Here is an 18792-nt window from a genome sequence, read left to right on the forward strand (position 1 = left end):
CCTTTTCTTATGGATGCTTAGCTATTGACCAAGTTAATGATTTCATCGTCCATAGGATTTACCGATGACCCGAAGAATTTTTTCAACTCACCATTTTCATCAATCAAATATTTGCAAAAATTCCAAGTAGGTTCTTTATCGTTCCAACCATTGAGGTCTTTGTCAGAAAGCCACCTGTAAAGCGGGTGTTTATCAGCACCTTTGACCGATACTTTGTCGAACATTTGGAAGGTGACGCCATAGTTGGCGCTGCAAAACTGCTTGATGTCCTCGTTGGTTCCTGGCTCTTGACCGCCAAAATTATTGGCTGGGAATCCTAGAATCGTTACTTTATCTCCGTATTCTTCATGGAGTTTTTGAAGGTCTGCATACTGAGGGGTGTAGCCACATTTGGACGCTACGTTGACAAGGAGTAGTTTTTGCCCTTTGAACTGGCTGAAATCCACAGGGTTTCCGTCAATATCGTTTATTTTAAAGTCGTAGATAGATTTCTCCATTAGCATTTGATCTAATGTGACTGCTGCTGTATTTTGATCAGCTTTTTGAACGCTTGAAGTACAAGCAAATGCAATAAGGATAGCGAAGGCTAATAGTTTTTTCATAAGAATAAATTTGATCATTCAATTGTTGGTACAAGTTATAGAAAATTCTCTGCAATCAATCTCAACAATTGAACTTTGACTTACATTCTATCAGGTACACTTATTCCTAATAACTTCATTCCGGATTTGATTGTTTTGGCTGTGAGTGAAGAAAGTGCTACTCGAAATGCTAGCACTTCTTGGTCCGCTTCGTTGAAAATGGAGCACTCCGCATAGAATCTGTTGTACTCTTTGGCAACATCGAACAAATATTGGGCTATCGTAGCAGGTGAAAAATCCTCAGCTGCTTGTTTTATTTTTTTCTCATAATCATTCAGTGTGATGATGAGGTCTCTTTCTACTGGTTCTAGTTTGCTTAAATTGTCAAATCCTTTTTGATAATCCACACCAATTTGGTCTGCCTTTCTTAGGATTGATGCAATTCGAGCATGCGAATATTGGATGAAAGGTCCAGTGTTTCCTTGGAATTCTATGGATTCTTTTGGATTGAAAAGCATTCTCTTCTTAGGATCTACTTTTAAAAGGAAATATTTAAGCGCTCCCATGCCTAATATTTCATAAAGACTTTTGGCCTCTTCTTCTGAAAACCCTTCGATTTTTCCCAATTCCTTGGTGTGTGTTTCAGCTGTGTCGATCATTTCCTGCATGAGATCGTCAGCATCCACTACAGTACCTTCCCTTGATTTCATTTTCCCAGTAGGAAGATCCACCATGCCATAAGAAAGGTGATAAAGCCCATCTCCGTATGGTCTACCCAGTTTTTTCATGATCTTGAAAAGTACATCGAAGTGATAGTCTTGCTCATTGCCGACTACATAGATCGATTTGTCAAATCCGAAATCATTGAATTTCAGGTCACAAGTTCCCATGTCTTGTGTGATGTATACCGATGTACCGTCACCTCTCAAGACAAGCTTTTCATCTAGGCCTTCCGCACTTAGGTCTACCCATGTAGAGTTGTTGTCTTTTTTGAAGAAAACACCCTTTTCCAAGCCTTCTTCGACGATGTCTTTCCCCAATAAGTAAGTGTCTGATTCATAATAGAATTTATCAAAATTTACTCCCATTTTGGTGTAAGTAGCGTCAAATCCTTCATATACCCACTCATTCATTTGTTTCCATAAGGAGACAATTTCGGAATCGTTGGCCTCCCATTTACGAAGCATTTCTTGAGCTTCTAGTAATAATGGAGCATTTTTCTTGGCGTCTTCTTCAGATAGTCCTTCCTGGATGAGTTGGCTGATTTGTTTTTTGTACTCTTTGTCAAAAATCACATAATACTTGCCTGCTAAGTGGTCACCTTTCAGCCCAGATGAAGAAGGTGTCTCACCGTTTCCAAAATGTATGTATGCCACCATGGATTTGCAGATGTGTATACCCCTATCATTGACAAGGTTGGCTTTGATGACTTCATAGCCATTTGCCTTAAGTATTTCTGCGACTGAGAAGCCGAGAAAGTTGTTTCTCAAATGACCAAGGTGTAGCGGTTTGTTGGTGTTTGGAGACGAATATTCGACCAGTACTTTTTGACCATTGGAAGGTAGCTGGCCTAAGTTTGGATTGGTGTATCGTTCACGAAAAATATCAATCCATGAGTTTTCATTGACTGATAAGTTTAAAAAACCCTTGACTACATTGAATGCTGAAATGAGCTCACTGTGTGCTACCAAATATTCGCCAAGCTTGCTACCACTAGCTTCTGGGGCCATTTTGGTGACCTTCAGGTATGGGAACATGACAAAAGTAAAGCTTCCTTCGAACTCTTTTCTGGTAGGTTGTAGGGCTAGCTCTTCCAAGGATACCTCGTGATCAAAGATTTCTTTAAATCCTTTTTGGATCAATGGAATTATTTGTAATTCTAAACTCATCTCGATTTTATCTTATATCAGATTGATTTTATATACTTGTGTGGCAAAGATAATGAAAGCATTTGGGAATCATTCTGGTAAAATGACGTTGCTTTTTTAGTAGTTGTCCACAAGTGATTTGGTGGTAGCCTCAAGGACTTCAAATGCATTCTCTGCCATTAGGTTTTCTGTATCGAGGGTAGGATTGACTTCCACGATTTCCCAACAGCATACTCGCTTATCTCTGATAAGCGCTACATTGAGGTCAATGGCTTCTTCGACGGTAAGTCCGTCAGGTACAGGGGTGCCTGTGCCGACTGAAATCGAACTGTCCATGCTGTCTACATCAAACGAAATGTAAATTTGATCACAGGCATTAAGAATCTCAAGTGCTTCTTTGGCTATTGTTTCTACACCTTTTTCACGTACTTCTTTGGTTGTGAAGTTTTTGATGCCATGTTTGGCAATGATATGATCTTCTGGCTCTTCAGTGTCTCTGACGGAGATAAAAACAATGTCTTCGGGGGCCACTTTGGATGAGTCCCCACCTATACTTTTGATCTTATTCCAGTATTGAACTGTTTGAGCAGATGGCTCATTGACTTGACAATCCAAGTTGTCAGTATGAATGCACATAGCTAAAGGCATGCCGTGCATATTGCCAGAAGGCGTGGTGTATGGCGTGTGCAAATCAGCATGTGCGTCTATCCAAATCACACCAAGCCGCTTTTCTGGACTTGCTGCTTTGATACCCATGATGGTTCCAGCAGCTGTGGAATGATCTCCAGCCAGTACTATGGGAAATTTTTTCTCTAGGCGAAGTGATTCGATTGTGCTATATACGTTTTTTAGGACCTGATATACGCCTTCTATGTATTTAGCATGCGGATGATTGTTCCCTTTCCACAAAAAATTGTTGGCATCTGGAACATTGATAGGGTCAAACCTGGTGAAGAAATTAGATTTTTTGTCCAGGCTTGCAATTTTAAGTGCGTCAATTCCTAAGCTTGCTCCTCTTGTCCCTGCGGCTATTTCCGAACGGACTTCTACTAACTTGATTTTTCTCATAATTTAAGTTGGAATATATGGGTCTATCTCCTGTGCGCTTGTGATTAGCGAGGCAAAAGTAGTCAATCCCCCTCAATTTTCAAGATTTAAAGCTAAGTTGAAATGAAAAGCTATTGCTAGTCAGTTTAACGCAATTGATGTTTTCGAGGCAAGGAAAATGGTCATTGTGTATTTTTTAGAATTAGATCTTCTTTATTGCGATTGGCTCGTTAAGTTTATTGATAATTAGGTCAAAAATTGTTTTAAGTTCTTCATACTTCGATGGCATTATGATTTTATTGTTAATTGCAAATAGAATATTTAAGGTGAGTTTTTTATCATTTTGCTCACTTTTGTAAGAAAATGACACTTCCTTTTCTTGCATGCTAACATTAAGATTATCAGGCTTATGGTCAAAAGCGTAACCTTCTGGAAGTTGTAAGACTATTGAATATCGGTCGGCAAATAAGTGGTTAAAATCAATTGGGAAAGCCCTGTGTTCTTGTTGAAATGGGTTATTTTCAAATTTTTTGAATTGCAAAGGTGTTACAAAGGTTATTGTTGATATTGTATCGAAAACCTCTAATAGTGTGAATTTCAGATCAATTTTGAATATTTCCTCGTCTGAAATGTGGGAAAAAGAATTTATTTCACCTTCATTGTTTTTAGCTAATGCAGATTTAATGGCGTCTTCATCGCCCTCATAATAATGGTCAAATTGAAGCGCCTCATAATCAGACATGCGGATGTTTTGCTCAAATATATAAGCATTTTTGTCTATGGATATTTTGGAAAGTAAATTGATTCCAGATTTATGTTTTAAGTTTATTTCTGTCAAATGGCTTTTTTTATGATCAAGTAAAAATCCTTCATTTACATGGTTGTCAAGGCTTAAATATCCAATTTTTAGATTTGGTTCTGAAGCATCTAAGAATATTGGCTCATTATTGATGATTACCTTTATTATTAGCTGATTGAACTGAGAAATAAATGGGTACTTAACCAAATTGCTTCTCCCATTTCCTTTGCTGCTGATTAGGACTGGATATGCCTCTATGTCATTACTTTGTAGTATACTTAATAATAGTAAATTGATGTCAGCTTTTGATCCTGACCCAGAATTGATTAAGTCCTTTTGGGTTTTGCTAGGTAGTATTCCGTTCTTTGAGGTTGCTACAAAGTTGTTTTGGACATAAGAGTAGATACTTTTGAGATCATCTAAAGGAACTCCCGGGATCACGGCTTGACCTTTTTTTGTTTTTAGGTATGTGTTAAAATTGGAGGTCGATCGGATTTCATCACCTGCTTTTTCCCATGTGTGAAGCACATTGACAAGCTCTTGAGTGCGTGCTCCATAACCTGGATTGCTTAAAGTTTGATAGTTTGAAAGCTGAAACTCAATTTTTTCTACATAATCCACCGCATTACTTAGAAAGGGTTCAGGTTTGATCGAGTGGAGATCATTAAGTTCCCAGTAGTAATAGCCATTGCTGGTAGGTTTTGGTCTTAACTGTGTAAGTTTTGCACCTTGAGTCAGCATGTTGTAATTCATCCCTTCTGGGATACCAATAGTATATCTCGAATAAAGTGTTGGAGATGTGGACTGAAAGCTCCAACCATCTATGAATGTCAGGTATTTATCAGTTTTTTCATAAGTATATTCGATAATTGAGCCTTCTTTGGTATTTGGGAAAGCCATTCTTATTTCTTTATACCCATTGGGTAGGTTAGCTTCGAAGATTTCATTTTTACTTAGCTTGTAGATTACCTCTTTACCGTTTTCAAAATTCACGAGTTGAGCTTTGTCTATTTTAATTGATTCTATGGCATCGTCTCCATGGTAAAATCTTAAAATGACATTTGCCTTGTCTTTTCCTTCTTCTTTAAGGATCTTCTTTCGGAGATGGTGATAAGTTTGTAGGCTATTATTAGCAAAGCTGCTAATACCTACATGAAAAAGTATGACTTCATCAGCATCAGGTTCATAGTAGCAGTTTACTAACTCAATTTCTTCTAGATCATATTTGCCAAACTTAAAAGTTTGTTGAGAAAACCCCGTAGCATGAACGAAGCATGAGATACCTATGATTAAGGTGATTCGAGTGTTAAGAAATAGATTCATTTTGAGCATAAAATTATGTCTCAAAACTAATTGATTTTTAGTGAATTAAAAGCAATTTTTGATGGCAGTGAAAAATAAAAATAGTTTGAACTGTCTTTCTTGTGTAAAAACTTGTTTTTCAGCATTTTGGTGAGTGGTTGGGTGGTTTTTTCAGGGGTCTATTTTGGGTGTATATATGGTGATCAATTTAAGTTTGTAGATAAAAAATCGTGAAACTTCTAGAAAGTATGATTGATGAATGCTCTTGAGAAAAGTCCTGTCAGATTTTAACATGTTTATGAACGGTACTATATATGATAATTTAGTCCATAAAAGAGTTGAATCTGACAGGGTTTTGCTTTAAATAAAATGCCACCTAAGCGGTATTATTTTTTTGGGTTTTTCATCTATCCCTAATTGAAGATATACCTCAATCCCAATTGCATTTGCCAAACATCTCCGATATTGGCTGTGCGTGTGAAGCTGTCAGAGACAAGGCTTCCATTTGCTGGATTTAGTTGATAGGTTGGGATGTTGGTTGAAGGGTCAATATCTACTATCCCGATAGGTGTTTCATTGGTGATTATTTGACCAACGCCCCAGTTGTTGTTTAGCATGTTTGTGAAGTTGAATATATCAGCCCTTAATTGTAAAGTGTTTCTTTTTCCTTTGACATTCACAAAAAACTCTTGCATGAAAGAGATGTCTAGCCTTCCAACCACAGGGAATTGAACCCCATTTCTAAGTGCATAATTTCCTCTTCTTCCACTCAAATGCGGATCTTGCTCAATAAATTGATTGAAAGCAGCCCTCTGATCTGACGCAGAATACGTGGTACCATTGACTGTAATGGGTTCAAATTGCATTTCGGCGAGTTGCGCTTCGGTAGGTACAAATAGAAGGTCGTTGCCAATGATTTGATCTCCATTGACATCTGTATTGTAAACATAAGAAGCTACACCTTGGTTTCTCAATTCATAGAACAAAGAAATAGAACTTGCGAATTTATCGCTGTACTCTTTCCTATACCCTACAGAAGATATTAACCTGTGTCTTTGATCATCTAAAGAGAAGCCAAGCTCTGGGTAATTCCCACCTCTGACAGAAGCGATGTTTTCATAGGATAAGTAGTGCTGGGTGTTCCCGTCTACCATATTTTTGGCTACGGCGTAGTTATAAGCCGCCATGGCATGTAGGCCATTGTTGAAGTTCTTTTGAAGTTGAAATGTAAGGCTGTAGGAGTATCCTTGATCAGTATTGTCCAGAACTACTGCGTTGGTGATATTTTGATTAAGTCTATTTTCTTCATCTGAAAAGCCATACAAAGGTCTATTGTCTGGACCTGAAAGATTACGAGTAGATGGGCGTAAATTAGAGTCGTAAAAGAGTAGGTCTGAAACCTGTCTGGTATAGATCCCTTCAAATGTTCCTACTATACCTCCGAAAAGCTCCTTGTCAATCCCAATGTTTGAGCGCCATACTTGAGGGTTTCTGAAGCCAGGATCTATGTAAGCCAGATCGTAGGTGTCAGGTAGACCTCCTGCTGTTGGAATGTAGGCGTTTACATCAGGATTGAAAGGAAAGTTGGTGGTATTATCTTCTCTGATTTGCCCTTGAAGCATCCCATTTGTATTGATCATATTGGAGATATTGACATATATTGGCCTTCCTGAGAATAGCCCTGATCCACCTCTGATTTGGAAACTTCTATCTCCCATCACATCCCAATTGAAACCTACCCTTGGACTCCACATGAACTGTGGTTCTGGTAATTGATTGGTTTGGATGGTTATTGGTTCACCATCAGGTTTTTGAAAATTCAGACTTTCCGCCGCTATATTTCTCTCTGCAGTTTGTCCATAAAAGGGTACATCAAGTCTTAGTCCCAAAGTTACTTTCAAGTCGTTGGTTACATTGATCTCATCTTGGATATATGCACTGGCAATATAGGCATTGGTGACAGCAGTGGGTACTCCTCCTCCTGGAAGTGCGGAGAATTGACGCTGAAATCTCCTCAATTCTACTTCTTCTCCAGCAGCATCTCTGTAAAAATCATCCAGGGAGTTATATACATAATGCCCGAAGTAGGTTGGTGTAAAGGTATAGTTGAAGTTGAAGTATTCGAAATTCACACCAGCTGTGATGGTGTGGTTATTCATATAGGCTGTAAAATTGTTTTGGATTTGCCATGTGTCTGAATCTAAGCCTCTATTTGGCGACAAAAGATCCGTACCAAAAGAAATGTAATTTCTTCCTCCTTCTAAAATATCTACCATAGGAAAGTCTCCTCCGCCCCATGTTCTTGAGTTTCTATTTGAAGTTAGCCCAAACCTTAGTTCATTGGAAAATTTGCCGCCAAAATTCGATTGTAATTCTATGATTCCGGAGTAAATGTCGTCGTTAAGTAAGTAGTTTGAATTTTGAAAGTTTAAAGAAAAAAGGTTTTGATTTCTACCTCCAAATCCCAAAGAGGTGTTAGCCACAGGTCTTTCCCTTGATGATAGTAAAGTATTGAATCTTGCACTTAACTTGTGATTATCACTTATGTTATAATCTAGTTTGATCAAAAACTTATCTGAGACGGTCGGGAGATTGTAGTTTTCATAAAGTCCAGGATCATATCCATAATTGTCAACCAAAAAACCTCTTAATTCATCCATGTCGGACTGTTGTACTCTGGTTACATTAGCACCTGATCTCCCTGGTCCAGCTGCTATGAAAGGGGAGTTTGGATCACTTCTACGCTCGGATTCTGCACTTACAAAAAAGAAAAGCTTGTTTTTGATAATAGGGCCTCCCAATCTAAAGCCATATTGCTGTACATTGAAGTCTTCGGTGACTACATCTGTACCTCGCGCATTTGTCCCGACCAATCTTTGGTTTCTATTATTCATAAATGCGGAACCCCGGAATTCATTGTCCCCAGATCGGGTGATGGCATTGATAGCAGCTCCAGTAAATCCTCCTTGTGTGACATCATACGGAGCGATATTTACTTGAATTTCTTCGATGGCTTCTAGGGATATAGGAGTAGACTCTGTGGGAGCTCCAGGGATAGATCCAGATAAGCCAAATGAATTATTGAAAACACTACCATCTAGGGAAAAATTGATGGCTTTTGGATCTTGACCTGCAAAAGACTCTCCTGATGATTGGGGTGTAAGTCTGGTAAAATCTTGGACACTTCGGCTAAGCGTCGGCATTGTGGTGATGGCTTCTCGATTGATCGTGGTGGAGGCACCAGTCTTTTCATCATTGAGTAAAGGATCTCTGTATCCCTCAACTTGTACGGCCTCCATTTCAATCCCATCCTCGTCCATTTGAACATTAAGGGTGTAGCGCTGACCTAGTCTAAGGCTGATGTTGTTGTACTCCATTGGCTCAAAACCTATGAAAGAAACTACCACTTTGTAAGGTCCTCCAGTTCGCATACCAGAGATAATGTATCGGCCATTTGATTGGGTTACCATGTTGTATTGTGTGCCAGATGGTGTGTGTATGGCTTGGATTGTTGCGCCGGGGAGAGGTTCTCCCATTTCGTCTGTGATAAGGCCCCCCATACTACCTGTGGTTACTCCTTGAGCGTAACTCCTGTTACTCCCAAGTGCAAATACTAGTGAGACAACTAAGAGTTTTATGTAAAGTCTGATGTTCATAGAGATTGAATTTTAGTACGGTTTTCGATTTTCGAATATGATGCCGAAAACCTGTAATGTGCCTTTCTGAACAGTATGTGTTGTTTTTGACTAAAATGAGGATTTTTATTTGGGGATTTTTTCCCCAAAATGACCAATTGAAATTCCCCAATTTGAGTAAATTTTACAAATCATATAAAAAAGATAGGAAATATATGTTTATTTAAAAAAACATGCTACATTTGTAACGCCACTATAGGAATTGAAGTGATGTAGGGCGAAATGGAGTGGTTAATAAGAAATTAATTTTCTATTCTTTGGCCAAACGGCATGTGAGCTGTTTAATTAAAAAATCCTCTTGAGAACAATGGACAATAAAACAAAAAGAAGAAAATTTAGATTCGCTCAAATGGGTGAGGGGCCAGATATTTTGCTTCTGGGGGGAAGTGTTGCCGACTGGGGAGACGTTTTAGAACGTTTATCAAAATCATTTTCTGTCCACATCCCATTATTTTCTTATGATGTTGTCAGAGAGCAGTCAGACAGCGACTTGGTTCATTATCTAGAGCTCATCGTTGAGGAGTTGATGTTGAATGAATTTTCGATTATTGCACATTCTGTTTCAGCATTTACAGCAATTCAGTTTGCTAAACAACATGAGCAGAAGGTTAAAAATTTAATTATTCTAAGCTTTCCAAATCTAAATCGTGATAAAGAAGCGCTCATTGGGAAGCTGTATGATAAGTTGACCAGGTCTAACTTGAAGAAGAGTGGATTGGTGATGAGGCGAGTATTTTGGGAAGTATTGATTAAAAATCAGATTTCTCTTTTGAACCCAAGGCAATCCGATATAGAATTGGCAGCCGTCACTCTCTTTGTTTTTGGTGAGCATGATGTTTTGGCGAGTAGAGAAAGTTTGGGAGTATTCAACAAACAGTTTTTAGAGAAAAGTAAAGTGATTGTTTTTAACAATTGCGGGCATTTACTTATGAAAGACAACCCATTGTATTTGAGTTTAGTGATAAAGAAATTCATATTAGAAAATAATGATCAACAAATTTTTAGCTTAAATCATACTAAAAAGATATGAAAAATATAAATTGACTTCAGCCTTAAGTATCTATGGGAGCTCAGGTCTTTTGATCTAAGTTCCCTTTTCAACCCACTATTCAATTGTATACTCAAACCTATTTATTAACACATGAAAAAATTCTTACTAATCATTTTGATATTGCAGCTGGTATATAGCCTCAGCGTTGCACAGCAGCTCATCAAGGGTAAAGTCCTGGATCAATCCAAAGAGCCGATAATTGGAGCATCAATTTTAGTAGAAGGTGCCCAAAGCTATGGTGTAACCAATGAAGAGGGTGACTTTGAGCTGAGTACCAGTAAAGGCTACCCACTGGTGTTGAAAATAAGCTTTGTTGGGTTTAAAGCTGTCAGCAAAAGATTGACGGCTGAGAGTCCGCAAGCTTTGGAATTTATCTTGGAAGAGGATAACCTACTTTCGGAAGTATTGATCACTTCCAGAAGAAGACAAGAAGAAATTCAAGCAGTACCTATTCCTGTATCTGTGGTGAGTGGAGCCCTTTTGGAAGAAGCACAGGCTTTCAACGTAAACAGGCTCAAAGAGCTGGTACCCACCGTGCAGCTTTATTCTTCCAACCCACGCAACACTACGCTCAATATCCGTGGGCTAGGTTCTACCTTTGGACTGACCAATGATGGAATAGATCCAGGAGTAGGCTTTTATGTAGATGGGGTCTACTATGCAAGACCAGCGGTGACAACTTTAGACTTTATCGATATAGAGCAGCTGGAGGTATTGCGAGGCCCCCAAGGGACGCTTTTTGGGAAAAACACCACTTCTGGAGCTTTCAATATTACCACCAAGAGACCAAGATTCCAGACAGAAGCTACGATTGAGACAAGCTTGGGTAATTACGGGTTTCTGCAGAGTAGGGGTTCATTGACAGGAGCATTGAGCAAAAAAATCGCTGGTAGATTGTCTTACTCAGGCACTAAGCGAGATGGATTGATCTACAATACGGCAACTCAAAAATATACCAATGATCTCAATAACCTGGGATTGAGAGGCCAATTACTCTTTGTGCCTTCTGAAAGCATAGAAGTATTGGTGGCAGGTGACATTACCAGACAGCGGCCAGATGGCTATGCCCAAGTGGTGGCTGGAGTGGTAGAGACACAGAGAGCGCCGTTCAGGCAGTTCAATCAAATCATCAGTGATCTCAATTATTCCTTGCCAAGCAACAATCCTTTTGATAGAATCATCGATCATGATACACCTTGGAGATCAGGCAATGATATGGGAGGACTTTCTGTCAATGTGGACGCAGATATTTGGGGTGGTACACTTACGTCAACTTCTGCATGGAGGTATTGGAACTGGGATCCTTCCAATGATAGGGATTTTACAGGTTTGCAAGCCTTAAGTCTTTCGCAAGCGCCTTCTAGACATGATCAATGGTCTCAAGAGATCAGGTATGCTGGGGACATTACCTCAAATGTTTCAGCTGTAGTGGGAGTATACGCCTTGTGGCAAGATCTTCAATCTAGCCCTTTTCATACCGAAGAGTCAGGGATACATCAGTGGAGGTTTGTGCAAAGTAATCAAAATCCACTATGGGAAACCCCTGGTCTACTAGAAGGATATGGTATCAGAACCACAAATAGCTTACAATCTTTTAGTGGAGCTGTATTTGCTCAACTGGATTGGCAAATCAATGATAAACTCAACCTACTTCCTGGATTGAGGTGGAACTATGACGAAAAGCAAGTGTATTTCAATAGACAAACTTATGGCGGGTTGCAGACCAGTGACCCTGAATTGATCGCTCTTCAACAAGCTGTCTACAATGATCAGGAATTTGAAGCCTATGTGGATGAGTCTAACTTTTCGGGACAAGTTACGCTGGCTTACAAGCCAAATAGGAGAGTCAATAGTTTTGCAACCGTATCTACAAGCTTCAAGCCAGTGGGGATCAATTTGGGAGGACTTCCTAGAGAAAGTGGCAGGACAATGATAGAATTGGCGAGAATCGAGCCAGAGTATGTCCTTCACTATGAATTGGGTGTCAAAACCTCACCGACAAATAGGTCTACAGTAAACCTAGTTTTTCATAATTCAGCCATTACAAACTTCCAAGCTTTAGTTCAGACACCTGATTTATCGGTGAATAGAGGATATCTAGCCAATGCAGAAAAGGTAAGGGTAAGAGGTGCGGAATTAGATTGGAATTACAAAAACACCAGAAACTTCAGTACTTTCGGCGCTCTTGCTTATACAGATGGGGAATATGTAAGGTTTACCAATGCCCCAGTGCCATTAGAGGAAGTGGGTGGAGAAAGTTTCAAAGATATTTCTGGAGGAAGACTGCCTGGTACATCTAAATGGGCAGGATCTCTTGGTGCAGAATGGGCCAAAGAAGGCAATTGGTTAGGGGTAGCAGGGAAATATTTTATTGCTTCTGAGTTATTTTATAGGTCAGAATTCTCCAGTAGCCCTTCACCTTCTCAATTTCTGAATATTGATGGCTATGCCGTAGTTAATGCAAGATTAGGATTTAGAGGAGACAATGGTTTTTCACTATTCCTATGGTCTAGAAACTTGACCAATACCAATTATTTCGAAATCTTGTTGCCTGGGGCAGGGAATGCAGGACATTATGCAGCAGTGCTGGGCGATCCGAGGACCATAGGACTTACTTTGAAATTTAATTATAAATAGTTTTCCTATATATCATATAAAATAAATAGGAATTGTTATGTTTGTAGGATTAATAGATGCTCCACCATATTTACAAAGAAAAATCATGGACAAAATCTTGCTGAAAGTTAAAGCAGAGCCATTATGGGCGCTGTTTTTCTTGATAAGTTTTTTGCTAATCATATTGATTAGTTTCAAATCCTTCGCTGGGATTATGACATTAGAGGGGTTGGATTGGGAGATGTTTTTTTGGTTTTTGCTAGTTGGTTTTGTGGCGCAGACTATCGATGGGGCCCTAGGAATGGCATACGGTGTTACTTCAAATTCCATGCTGTTGGGTATCGGGATTCCTCCTGCGATGGCTAGTGCTTGGGTTCATTTTGCTCAAGTGTTTACAAGCTTGGCTTCTGGTTTTTCTCATTGGAGATTAGGTAATGTGAATTGGAGTTTGGCCAAGAGGCTAATCATCCCTGGTGTGCTGGGAGCTGTGATAGGTGCATTTTTCCTTTCTAACATCGATAGCAAGGTTATTAAGCCTGTGATTGCTTTATATTTATTGGTAATGGGTATTGTGATTCTCAAAAAGGTATTTAGAAAGAAGGTAAAAACTTTCGATGCCAAGGAGAAGAGTATTTCCTATCTGGCAGGTGTAGGAGGGTTTGCAGATGCCATAGGAGGAGGTGGATGGGGCCCTATAGTCAACTCTACTTTATTAGGAAAAGGACAGATGCCTAGATTTGCCATTGGAACAGGGAATTTTGTGGAAATTTTTGTTTCTCTAGGAAGTGCTGTCACTTTTCTCTTTTTCATCAAGGAGCTAAGTCTAGCACCTGTTTTAGGATTGATAGTAGGTGGGGTGATAGCTTCTCCATTTGCAGCTATCATTTGTAAAAAGATGAATGCCAAAATCCTCATGTTTATTGTCGGCGTTTTGATAGTTTTCCTAAGTATCAGAACATTCTATTTGACAATATTTTGAACATAGTTTATGGCTAAAATTAAATTTCCGTAAATTGGCATGTAAATTACACCCTGCATGCTGTCCAAAAGAGCCAAATACGCTATCAAAACGATTTTATTTTTATTTGAAAACAAGGACATTGTACCTGTTTCTGCAAAGTATATTTCAGAAAAAGAGAACATTCCCTACAAATTTCTGGAGAACATATTGAGGGATTTGAGGACTCATCAAGTCGTCAAAAGTACTCGTGGTCCTGTAGGTGGCTATTCCCTTGCCAAAGATCCTAATGACATCACAGTGACTCAACTCATGAGAATCATTGACGGACCAGTTGCATTGATCCCTTGTGTGTCAGAAAAGTTTTATGAAGCTTGTGGAGAATGTGAGGATGAAGAGACATGCAGGATTCGTAAACTTTTCTTTGAACTCCGCTCCGAAATGGTAGGCGTGTTGAACAAATCAATCGTGGAGCTTTCGAATTTATAGTAGTGATAAACAGGCGTTTATGTATTTAATTCTTTAATACCCTACAAAAATTATAGGGAAATTAGGATTATAGATATTATTCTCCTACATTTGAAGCGTCAAAGCAAGTCAGCAGTGATGAAAGTTTAATTAAAATAAAGCGTACCATGTCAAACACAGTAACCATTTCAACTGAAGCTCAACATGCGGGAGCATTTGCGTTTCAGAATATCAGCAGAGTAAAAAGATCCGAATCATCAGCAACAAGCGTGATCGGTATGCTTGAGTTGTGTGGTATGCTAGAGGTGATAGAAACATCAAGTTTTGATTTTCCGAACTTTCCAGAGGCCAAAAAGAAATTTAATGTGGTATACTTTAAGATAAATGAATCCTTTGCTTCATTGAAAGGGCTTTTTAGAGGTCTGACAAGTTTAGGCAAGCCGGGAGAAGTGATTTTAGAGAATGAGGTCAGTCAAGGTGTGTTTACACTGAAGTACTATCAAAGTAATGAGATAAAAGTGAAATCTTACTTGGCTACCTTAATTGAGACAGTAGAAAATGAATTGCGATTCAAGCAGGTTCTAGATCAAATCATTGAAAATCAGAGAAAAATCAAGGCAGAAGAAGGATTGCTATTGCAAAAGCTTTTCGCCTAATCAGTTTTATATAAGTGTAATAGTAACTAAAGGGAAGGTCTAAAATGGATTTTCCCTTTTTTCATTATGATTTCCGAAGAATATCCACAAATTTTGTAGCTGATAAATCAAGCAACAACTTTATCCAAAGGCATGAACAAATACATAGATCTTATTCAGCAGACTTTTGATTTCCCTACCAAAGAGTTTGCCGTCGAAAACAACCAACTTACTTTCAATGGGGTGAATTTGATGGAAATCATTGAGACCTATGGGACACCGTTGAAGCTTAGCTACTTACCAAAGATTTCTGAAAATATTCAGAACGCTAAGACTTACTTTGGAAATGCGATAGAGAAACATGATTACAAAGGTCAGTACACGTATTGTTACTGTACCAAATCATCTCATTTTAGTTTTGTGCTGGATGAAGCTTTGAAAAATGATATCCACATAGAGACCTCTTCTACCTTTGATATTCCTTTGGTAAGAAGTCTTTATGAACAAGGAAAGATCAACAAGCAAACTTACATTGTCTGTAATGGATTCAAGCGTGAACTTTATAAGCAATACATCACAGAGTTGCTCAACGATGGCTTTGTGAATTGCGTGCCAGTACTTGATAATCTTTCCGAAATAGATTATTATCTAGAGCATGTGAAGGTACCTTTCCAAGTTGGTATTAGGATAGCCGCAGATGAAGAGCCAAAGTTTGGATTTTACACTTCAAGGCTCGGTGTGCGCTACAATGATATCATCAAGCTCTATGAGGAAAAAATCAAAGACAACCCAAATGTTAGTTTGAAAATGCTACACTTTTTCATTAATTCTGGCATAAGGGATACTGCATACTACTGGTCAGAGTTGACAAGATTTATTCAGAAATATGTTGACTTGAAAAAGGTAGCTCCTAGCCTTGATACCATGGATATAGGAGGTGGTTGGCCAATCAAGACCAATGTGTTCTTTGATTACGACTATCAGTATATGGCCGAGCAGATCATCAAGAATATCAAATGGATGTGTGCCAAAAACAATACCGTAGAGCCAAATATTTTTACAGAGTTTGGTAGCTATACGGTAGGAGAGAGTGGTGCGGTATTGTACTCTATTCTCGATGAGAAGCTGCAGAATGATAAGGAGCTATGGTACATGATAGATGGGAGTTTTATCACACAGCTACCAGATAGCTGGGGATTAAATCAGAAATATATCATGCTAGCGGTGAACAATTGGGATGAAGAATATCACAATATCAACCTCGGTGGCTTAACCTGTGATAGTATGGATTACTACAACTCCGAAGCACATCAATTCAATATTTACCTTCCGAAGCCTGATAATGGCAAGAAGCAGTATCTTGGCTTTTTCCATACTGGAGCTTATCAAGAGTCTCTTGGAGGATATGGAGGTATTCAGCATTGCCTGATACCGGCCCCGAAGCACGTGATCGTAGATAGAGATACAGATGGAAGCATCAAGCATTGGTTATTTGCTCCTGAGCAGACTAGTGACAGTATGCTAAAGACGCTGGGCTATAGGTAATTTGCAATATATTCTCAAAAAAATGATTTCAAAAAATCAGGCGATTCATACAGGATTGTCTGATTTTTTAATTAGATGTTCTAATACCTTTTCTGTGTTTAGAATATTATTTTGTTTTTGAAGTTATTTTTTCATTTTTCTAAAGCATATATCTTAGAAAATGCCTATAATTTTTGCCATTTTGGTCTAAATTTTGGAGTTTTGTGTTTTGAAAAAAATCTAAAAGGTCTATCAAATCACCAATCTGTAATTTCGGAGTATGAGAAATTTCCAAGTAGCATTTTATTTATCTATAATTACAATACTCATTTTTCCATCTTATTCAATTGCCCAGGAAGCTTATGAGGGAGAATACAAATACAATAACATTGAAGGTTATGCGACTTTTCAATTGGTAGAAGGGCAAGAAGGATCAATGCTGAAGCAAGGTGAGTTTCGCTTCGAAAGAAAAGAAAAAGACGCCACGGATAACATGCGATTTTTGAAAACCGTAATTAGAGGTTTTTATGAGGCGGATAAGAAATCTGGTTTATGGAACTATTTGGATGAAAGCCATATGGTGGAAGTAAATGATGTAGTAGATTTTTCTATAGACTCAGAGTTGACGAGTAGTCAGATTAAATTAAAGGCTAACTACCTGAACGGAATACCAAACGGAAGTTGGGTTTTTGAAGAAAATGAGTTCATAGATGGTGGTCTGAGAAAGAAGGCGGAGGCTGAAGAATTTAAATTTAATAATGGGGACATACAAGGTAAGTTTCAATTCAAATCATTTGTAGGTAATAGAACGCATTTTATCAGAGGAGAGCTCAATCAGGAAGGCGTGATGCACGGTGAGTGGACACTCGTGTACCGCCAAGAAGAGAGATTGATTAGTGAAGTCAGGAACTATGAAAATGGATTTCTTTTGGGTTTAGTGAAGCGAGACTTGAATGATGATGAAATAGTAGAGGAGATGGTTTATTATGAAACGATAGCCAAGCTCAATCAAGTTAATGAAGGCAATAGAATAGGTTTTAGAGTTGCTGATCAAAAGTTTGGGATTTTCTTTAATGACGGATTTTTATCTAGCGCAGACCAATACCAGGTTCAGAGATCAGGAAATGAGTTTTTAAAGGATTTTTTGGTGAAATTTTTACAGTTTGACCAAGGATATGTTAATCAAGATGGAGATTTAATAGATTATCCGATACATACAAGAAAGTTTGTGTTTGAATTGAGTAGAGCGGAACAAAAACTAGTAGAAGATTTGCCTGCTAAATTTGATGAATTACAAAAAACAGTAAGTCAATATAAAGACAGAAATGTGTTAAGACTAAACAGGCAACGTTCAGATTCTTTGTCTGCGACTTTTTCATTCTTCGAATTTCAAGATACTAAGCTTTCAAAAGCTAAAGAATTGTTTGATCTGATTAGGTCCAAGGAAATTCAATACTATGATCTTGCAGAGATGGCTAATGCAGGGCTCGACTTTGTTACTGAAAAAGATCAAATAAATTACGATTTCCAAGATGAAGAAAAAGTCTTGGAGTTGGAGTATCAAGTAGGTGATTTTGAAAACGAGTTTTTTGTAGCCTTAGAAAATTATCTCAATCAAATGAGAGATAAGACAAGGGAATTCAGGACTTATGCCGATACTCATTTGAATAGGATACAAGAAGATTCTGATTTAGTATCCTTGGAAGAGCAAATTCAGGATAAAAAAGTCAAAGTCGATACTTTATTTTACAACCTTGATGAGTTAGATAATTTTTCACGAACACTTATTTCTAGTGTAAGAGAAAACATCGTTGAATCACAATACAGTAGAATAAATGAGCGATATGCTCAGGCAGAAAGATTTTCTTCGAAAAAGGATGAGGCAGAAAGAATGCTTGATTTGTTAGAAGAGATGGAGACTCAATTTGAGACTTTAAAGAATGTTTCTAGCAATTGGCAGATTCTTGATGAATTCTACATGGAAGAGACTTTTAACCCATTCTTTAATGAGCGATATGAAATACGTTTCAAAGAAAGGCTTTTTGAAAGTGGAGAGAGGCTTTACAATCACTATGTAAAGCGTATCAAGGAAGAAACAAATTATTCTGAAATCAAAGTTTGGACCAATAGAATTGAAAGTTTAATTCGTCGTATGTCAGATTTGAGAAATAGTGACACAAGGAGTTTAGAAAGAAGGCTCAACAGAAGGTCTTCTTTGGAAAGAATTGAATCTGATTTAGGACTATAA

Annotated in this window: 12 protein-coding genes; 7 read left to right on the forward strand and 5 right to left on the reverse strand. The window is 38.3% G+C overall.

Going from position 1 to position 18792, the window contains the following annotated elements:
- Nucleotides 1–17: 17 nt before the first annotated feature.
- From MM239_RS02385 to MM239_RS02405, 5 genes are all read right to left on the reverse strand, one after another.
- On the reverse strand, nucleotides 18–602 hold the full coding sequence (locus MM239_RS02385) for a glutathione peroxidase (protein WP_241346287.1): 585 nt from the start codon (nucleotides 600–602) through the stop codon (nucleotides 18–20).
- 80 nt (nucleotides 603–682) lie between these two features.
- Complete coding sequence (gene argS, locus MM239_RS02390; protein WP_241346289.1) at nucleotides 683–2470, reverse strand: arginine--tRNA ligase; 1788 nt, start codon at nucleotides 2468–2470, stop codon at nucleotides 683–685.
- Nucleotides 2471–2566: 96 nt separating this feature from the next.
- Nucleotides 2567–3517, reverse strand: coding sequence for an arginase (locus MM239_RS02395; RefSeq protein WP_241346291.1), 951 nt, complete (start codon nucleotides 3515–3517; stop codon nucleotides 2567–2569).
- Nucleotides 3518–3698: 181 nt separating this feature from the next.
- The gene (locus MM239_RS02400; RefSeq protein WP_241346293.1) at nucleotides 3699–5618 is read right to left on the reverse strand and encodes a DUF3857 domain-containing protein; all 1920 of its coding nucleotides are present in this window, start codon (nucleotides 5616–5618) and stop codon (nucleotides 3699–3701) included.
- A 392-nt stretch (nucleotides 5619–6010) separates the two neighbouring features.
- The gene (locus MM239_RS02405; RefSeq protein ID WP_241346294.1) at nucleotides 6011–9253 is read right to left on the reverse strand and encodes a TonB-dependent receptor; all 3243 of its coding nucleotides are present in this window, start codon (nucleotides 9251–9253) and stop codon (nucleotides 6011–6013) included.
- Nucleotides 9254–9599: 346 nt separating this feature from the next.
- Between MM239_RS02405 and MM239_RS02410 the strand changes: the two genes are divergently transcribed.
- The 7 genes from MM239_RS02410 (at nucleotide 9600) to MM239_RS02440 (ending at nucleotide 18792) form a co-directional block, all read left to right on the forward strand.
- Nucleotides 9600–10322, forward strand: a complete 723-nt coding sequence (locus MM239_RS02410) for an alpha/beta fold hydrolase (protein WP_241346295.1) — start codon at nucleotides 9600–9602, stop codon at nucleotides 10320–10322.
- Between the two features lie 111 nt (nucleotides 10323–10433).
- Nucleotides 10434–12980, forward strand: a complete 2547-nt coding sequence (locus MM239_RS02415; protein ID WP_241346297.1) for a TonB-dependent receptor — start codon at nucleotides 10434–10436, stop codon at nucleotides 12978–12980.
- A 37-nt stretch (nucleotides 12981–13017) separates the two neighbouring features.
- Nucleotides 13018–13938 carry a sulfite exporter TauE/SafE family protein gene (locus MM239_RS02420; RefSeq protein WP_241346299.1) on the forward strand — a complete coding sequence of 307 codons (921 nt, stop codon included), beginning with the start codon at nucleotides 13018–13020 and terminating at the stop codon, nucleotides 13936–13938.
- 57 nt (nucleotides 13939–13995) lie between these two features.
- Nucleotides 13996–14406 carry an RrF2 family transcriptional regulator gene (locus MM239_RS02425; RefSeq protein WP_241291331.1) on the forward strand — a complete coding sequence of 137 codons (411 nt, stop codon included), beginning with the start codon at nucleotides 13996–13998 and terminating at the stop codon, nucleotides 14404–14406.
- Between the two features lie 146 nt (nucleotides 14407–14552).
- Complete coding sequence (locus MM239_RS02430; RefSeq protein WP_241346300.1) at nucleotides 14553–15041, forward strand: hypothetical protein; 489 nt, start codon at nucleotides 14553–14555, stop codon at nucleotides 15039–15041.
- Nucleotides 15042–15173: 132 nt separating this feature from the next.
- Nucleotides 15174–16565 carry an arginine decarboxylase gene (locus tag MM239_RS02435; RefSeq protein WP_241291335.1) on the forward strand — a complete coding sequence of 464 codons (1392 nt, stop codon included), beginning with the start codon at nucleotides 15174–15176 and terminating at the stop codon, nucleotides 16563–16565.
- Between the two features lie 259 nt (nucleotides 16566–16824).
- Nucleotides 16825–18792, forward strand: a complete 1968-nt coding sequence (locus MM239_RS02440; RefSeq protein ID WP_241346302.1) for a hypothetical protein — start codon at nucleotides 16825–16827, stop codon at nucleotides 18790–18792.

Source organism: Belliella filtrata (assembly GCF_022549775.1).
Classification (GTDB): domain Bacteria; phylum Bacteroidota; class Bacteroidia; order Cytophagales; family Cyclobacteriaceae; genus Belliella; species Belliella filtrata.

Excerpts from the sequence above, each read along its gene's own strand:
- MM239_RS02400 (WP_241346293.1), bottom strand. The coding sequence starts at position 5,618 with ATGAATCTATTTCTTAACACTCGAATCACCTTAATCATAGGTATCTCA.
- MM239_RS02415 (WP_241346297.1), top strand. The coding sequence starts at position 10,434 with ATGAAAAAATTCTTACTAATCATTTTGATATTGCAGCTGGTATATAGC.
- MM239_RS02410 (WP_241346295.1), top strand. The coding sequence starts at position 9,600 with ATGGACAATAAAACAAAAAGAAGAAAATTTAGATTCGCTCAAATGGGT.
- MM239_RS02395 (WP_241346291.1), bottom strand. The coding sequence starts at position 3,517 with ATGAGAAAAATCAAGTTAGTAGAAGTCCGTTCGGAAATAGCCGCAGGG.
- MM239_RS02405 (WP_241346294.1), bottom strand. The coding sequence starts at position 9,253 with ATGAACATCAGACTTTACATAAAACTCTTAGTTGTCTCACTAGTATTT.
- MM239_RS02420 (WP_241346299.1), top strand. The coding sequence starts at position 13,018 with ATGTTTGTAGGATTAATAGATGCTCCACCATATTTACAAAGAAAAATC.
- MM239_RS02385 (WP_241346287.1), bottom strand. The coding sequence starts at position 602 with ATGAAAAAACTATTAGCCTTCGCTATCCTTATTGCATTTGCTTGTACT.
- MM239_RS02435 (WP_241291335.1), top strand. The coding sequence starts at position 15,174 with ATGAACAAATACATAGATCTTATTCAGCAGACTTTTGATTTCCCTACC.
- MM239_RS02430 (WP_241346300.1), top strand. The coding sequence starts at position 14,553 with ATGTCAAACACAGTAACCATTTCAACTGAAGCTCAACATGCGGGAGCA.
- MM239_RS02425 (WP_241291331.1), top strand. The coding sequence starts at position 13,996 with ATGCTGTCCAAAAGAGCCAAATACGCTATCAAAACGATTTTATTTTTA.
- argS (WP_241346289.1), bottom strand. The coding sequence starts at position 2,470 with ATGAGTTTAGAATTACAAATAATTCCATTGATCCAAAAAGGATTTAAA.
- MM239_RS02440 (WP_241346302.1), top strand. The coding sequence starts at position 16,825 with ATGAGAAATTTCCAAGTAGCATTTTATTTATCTATAATTACAATACTC.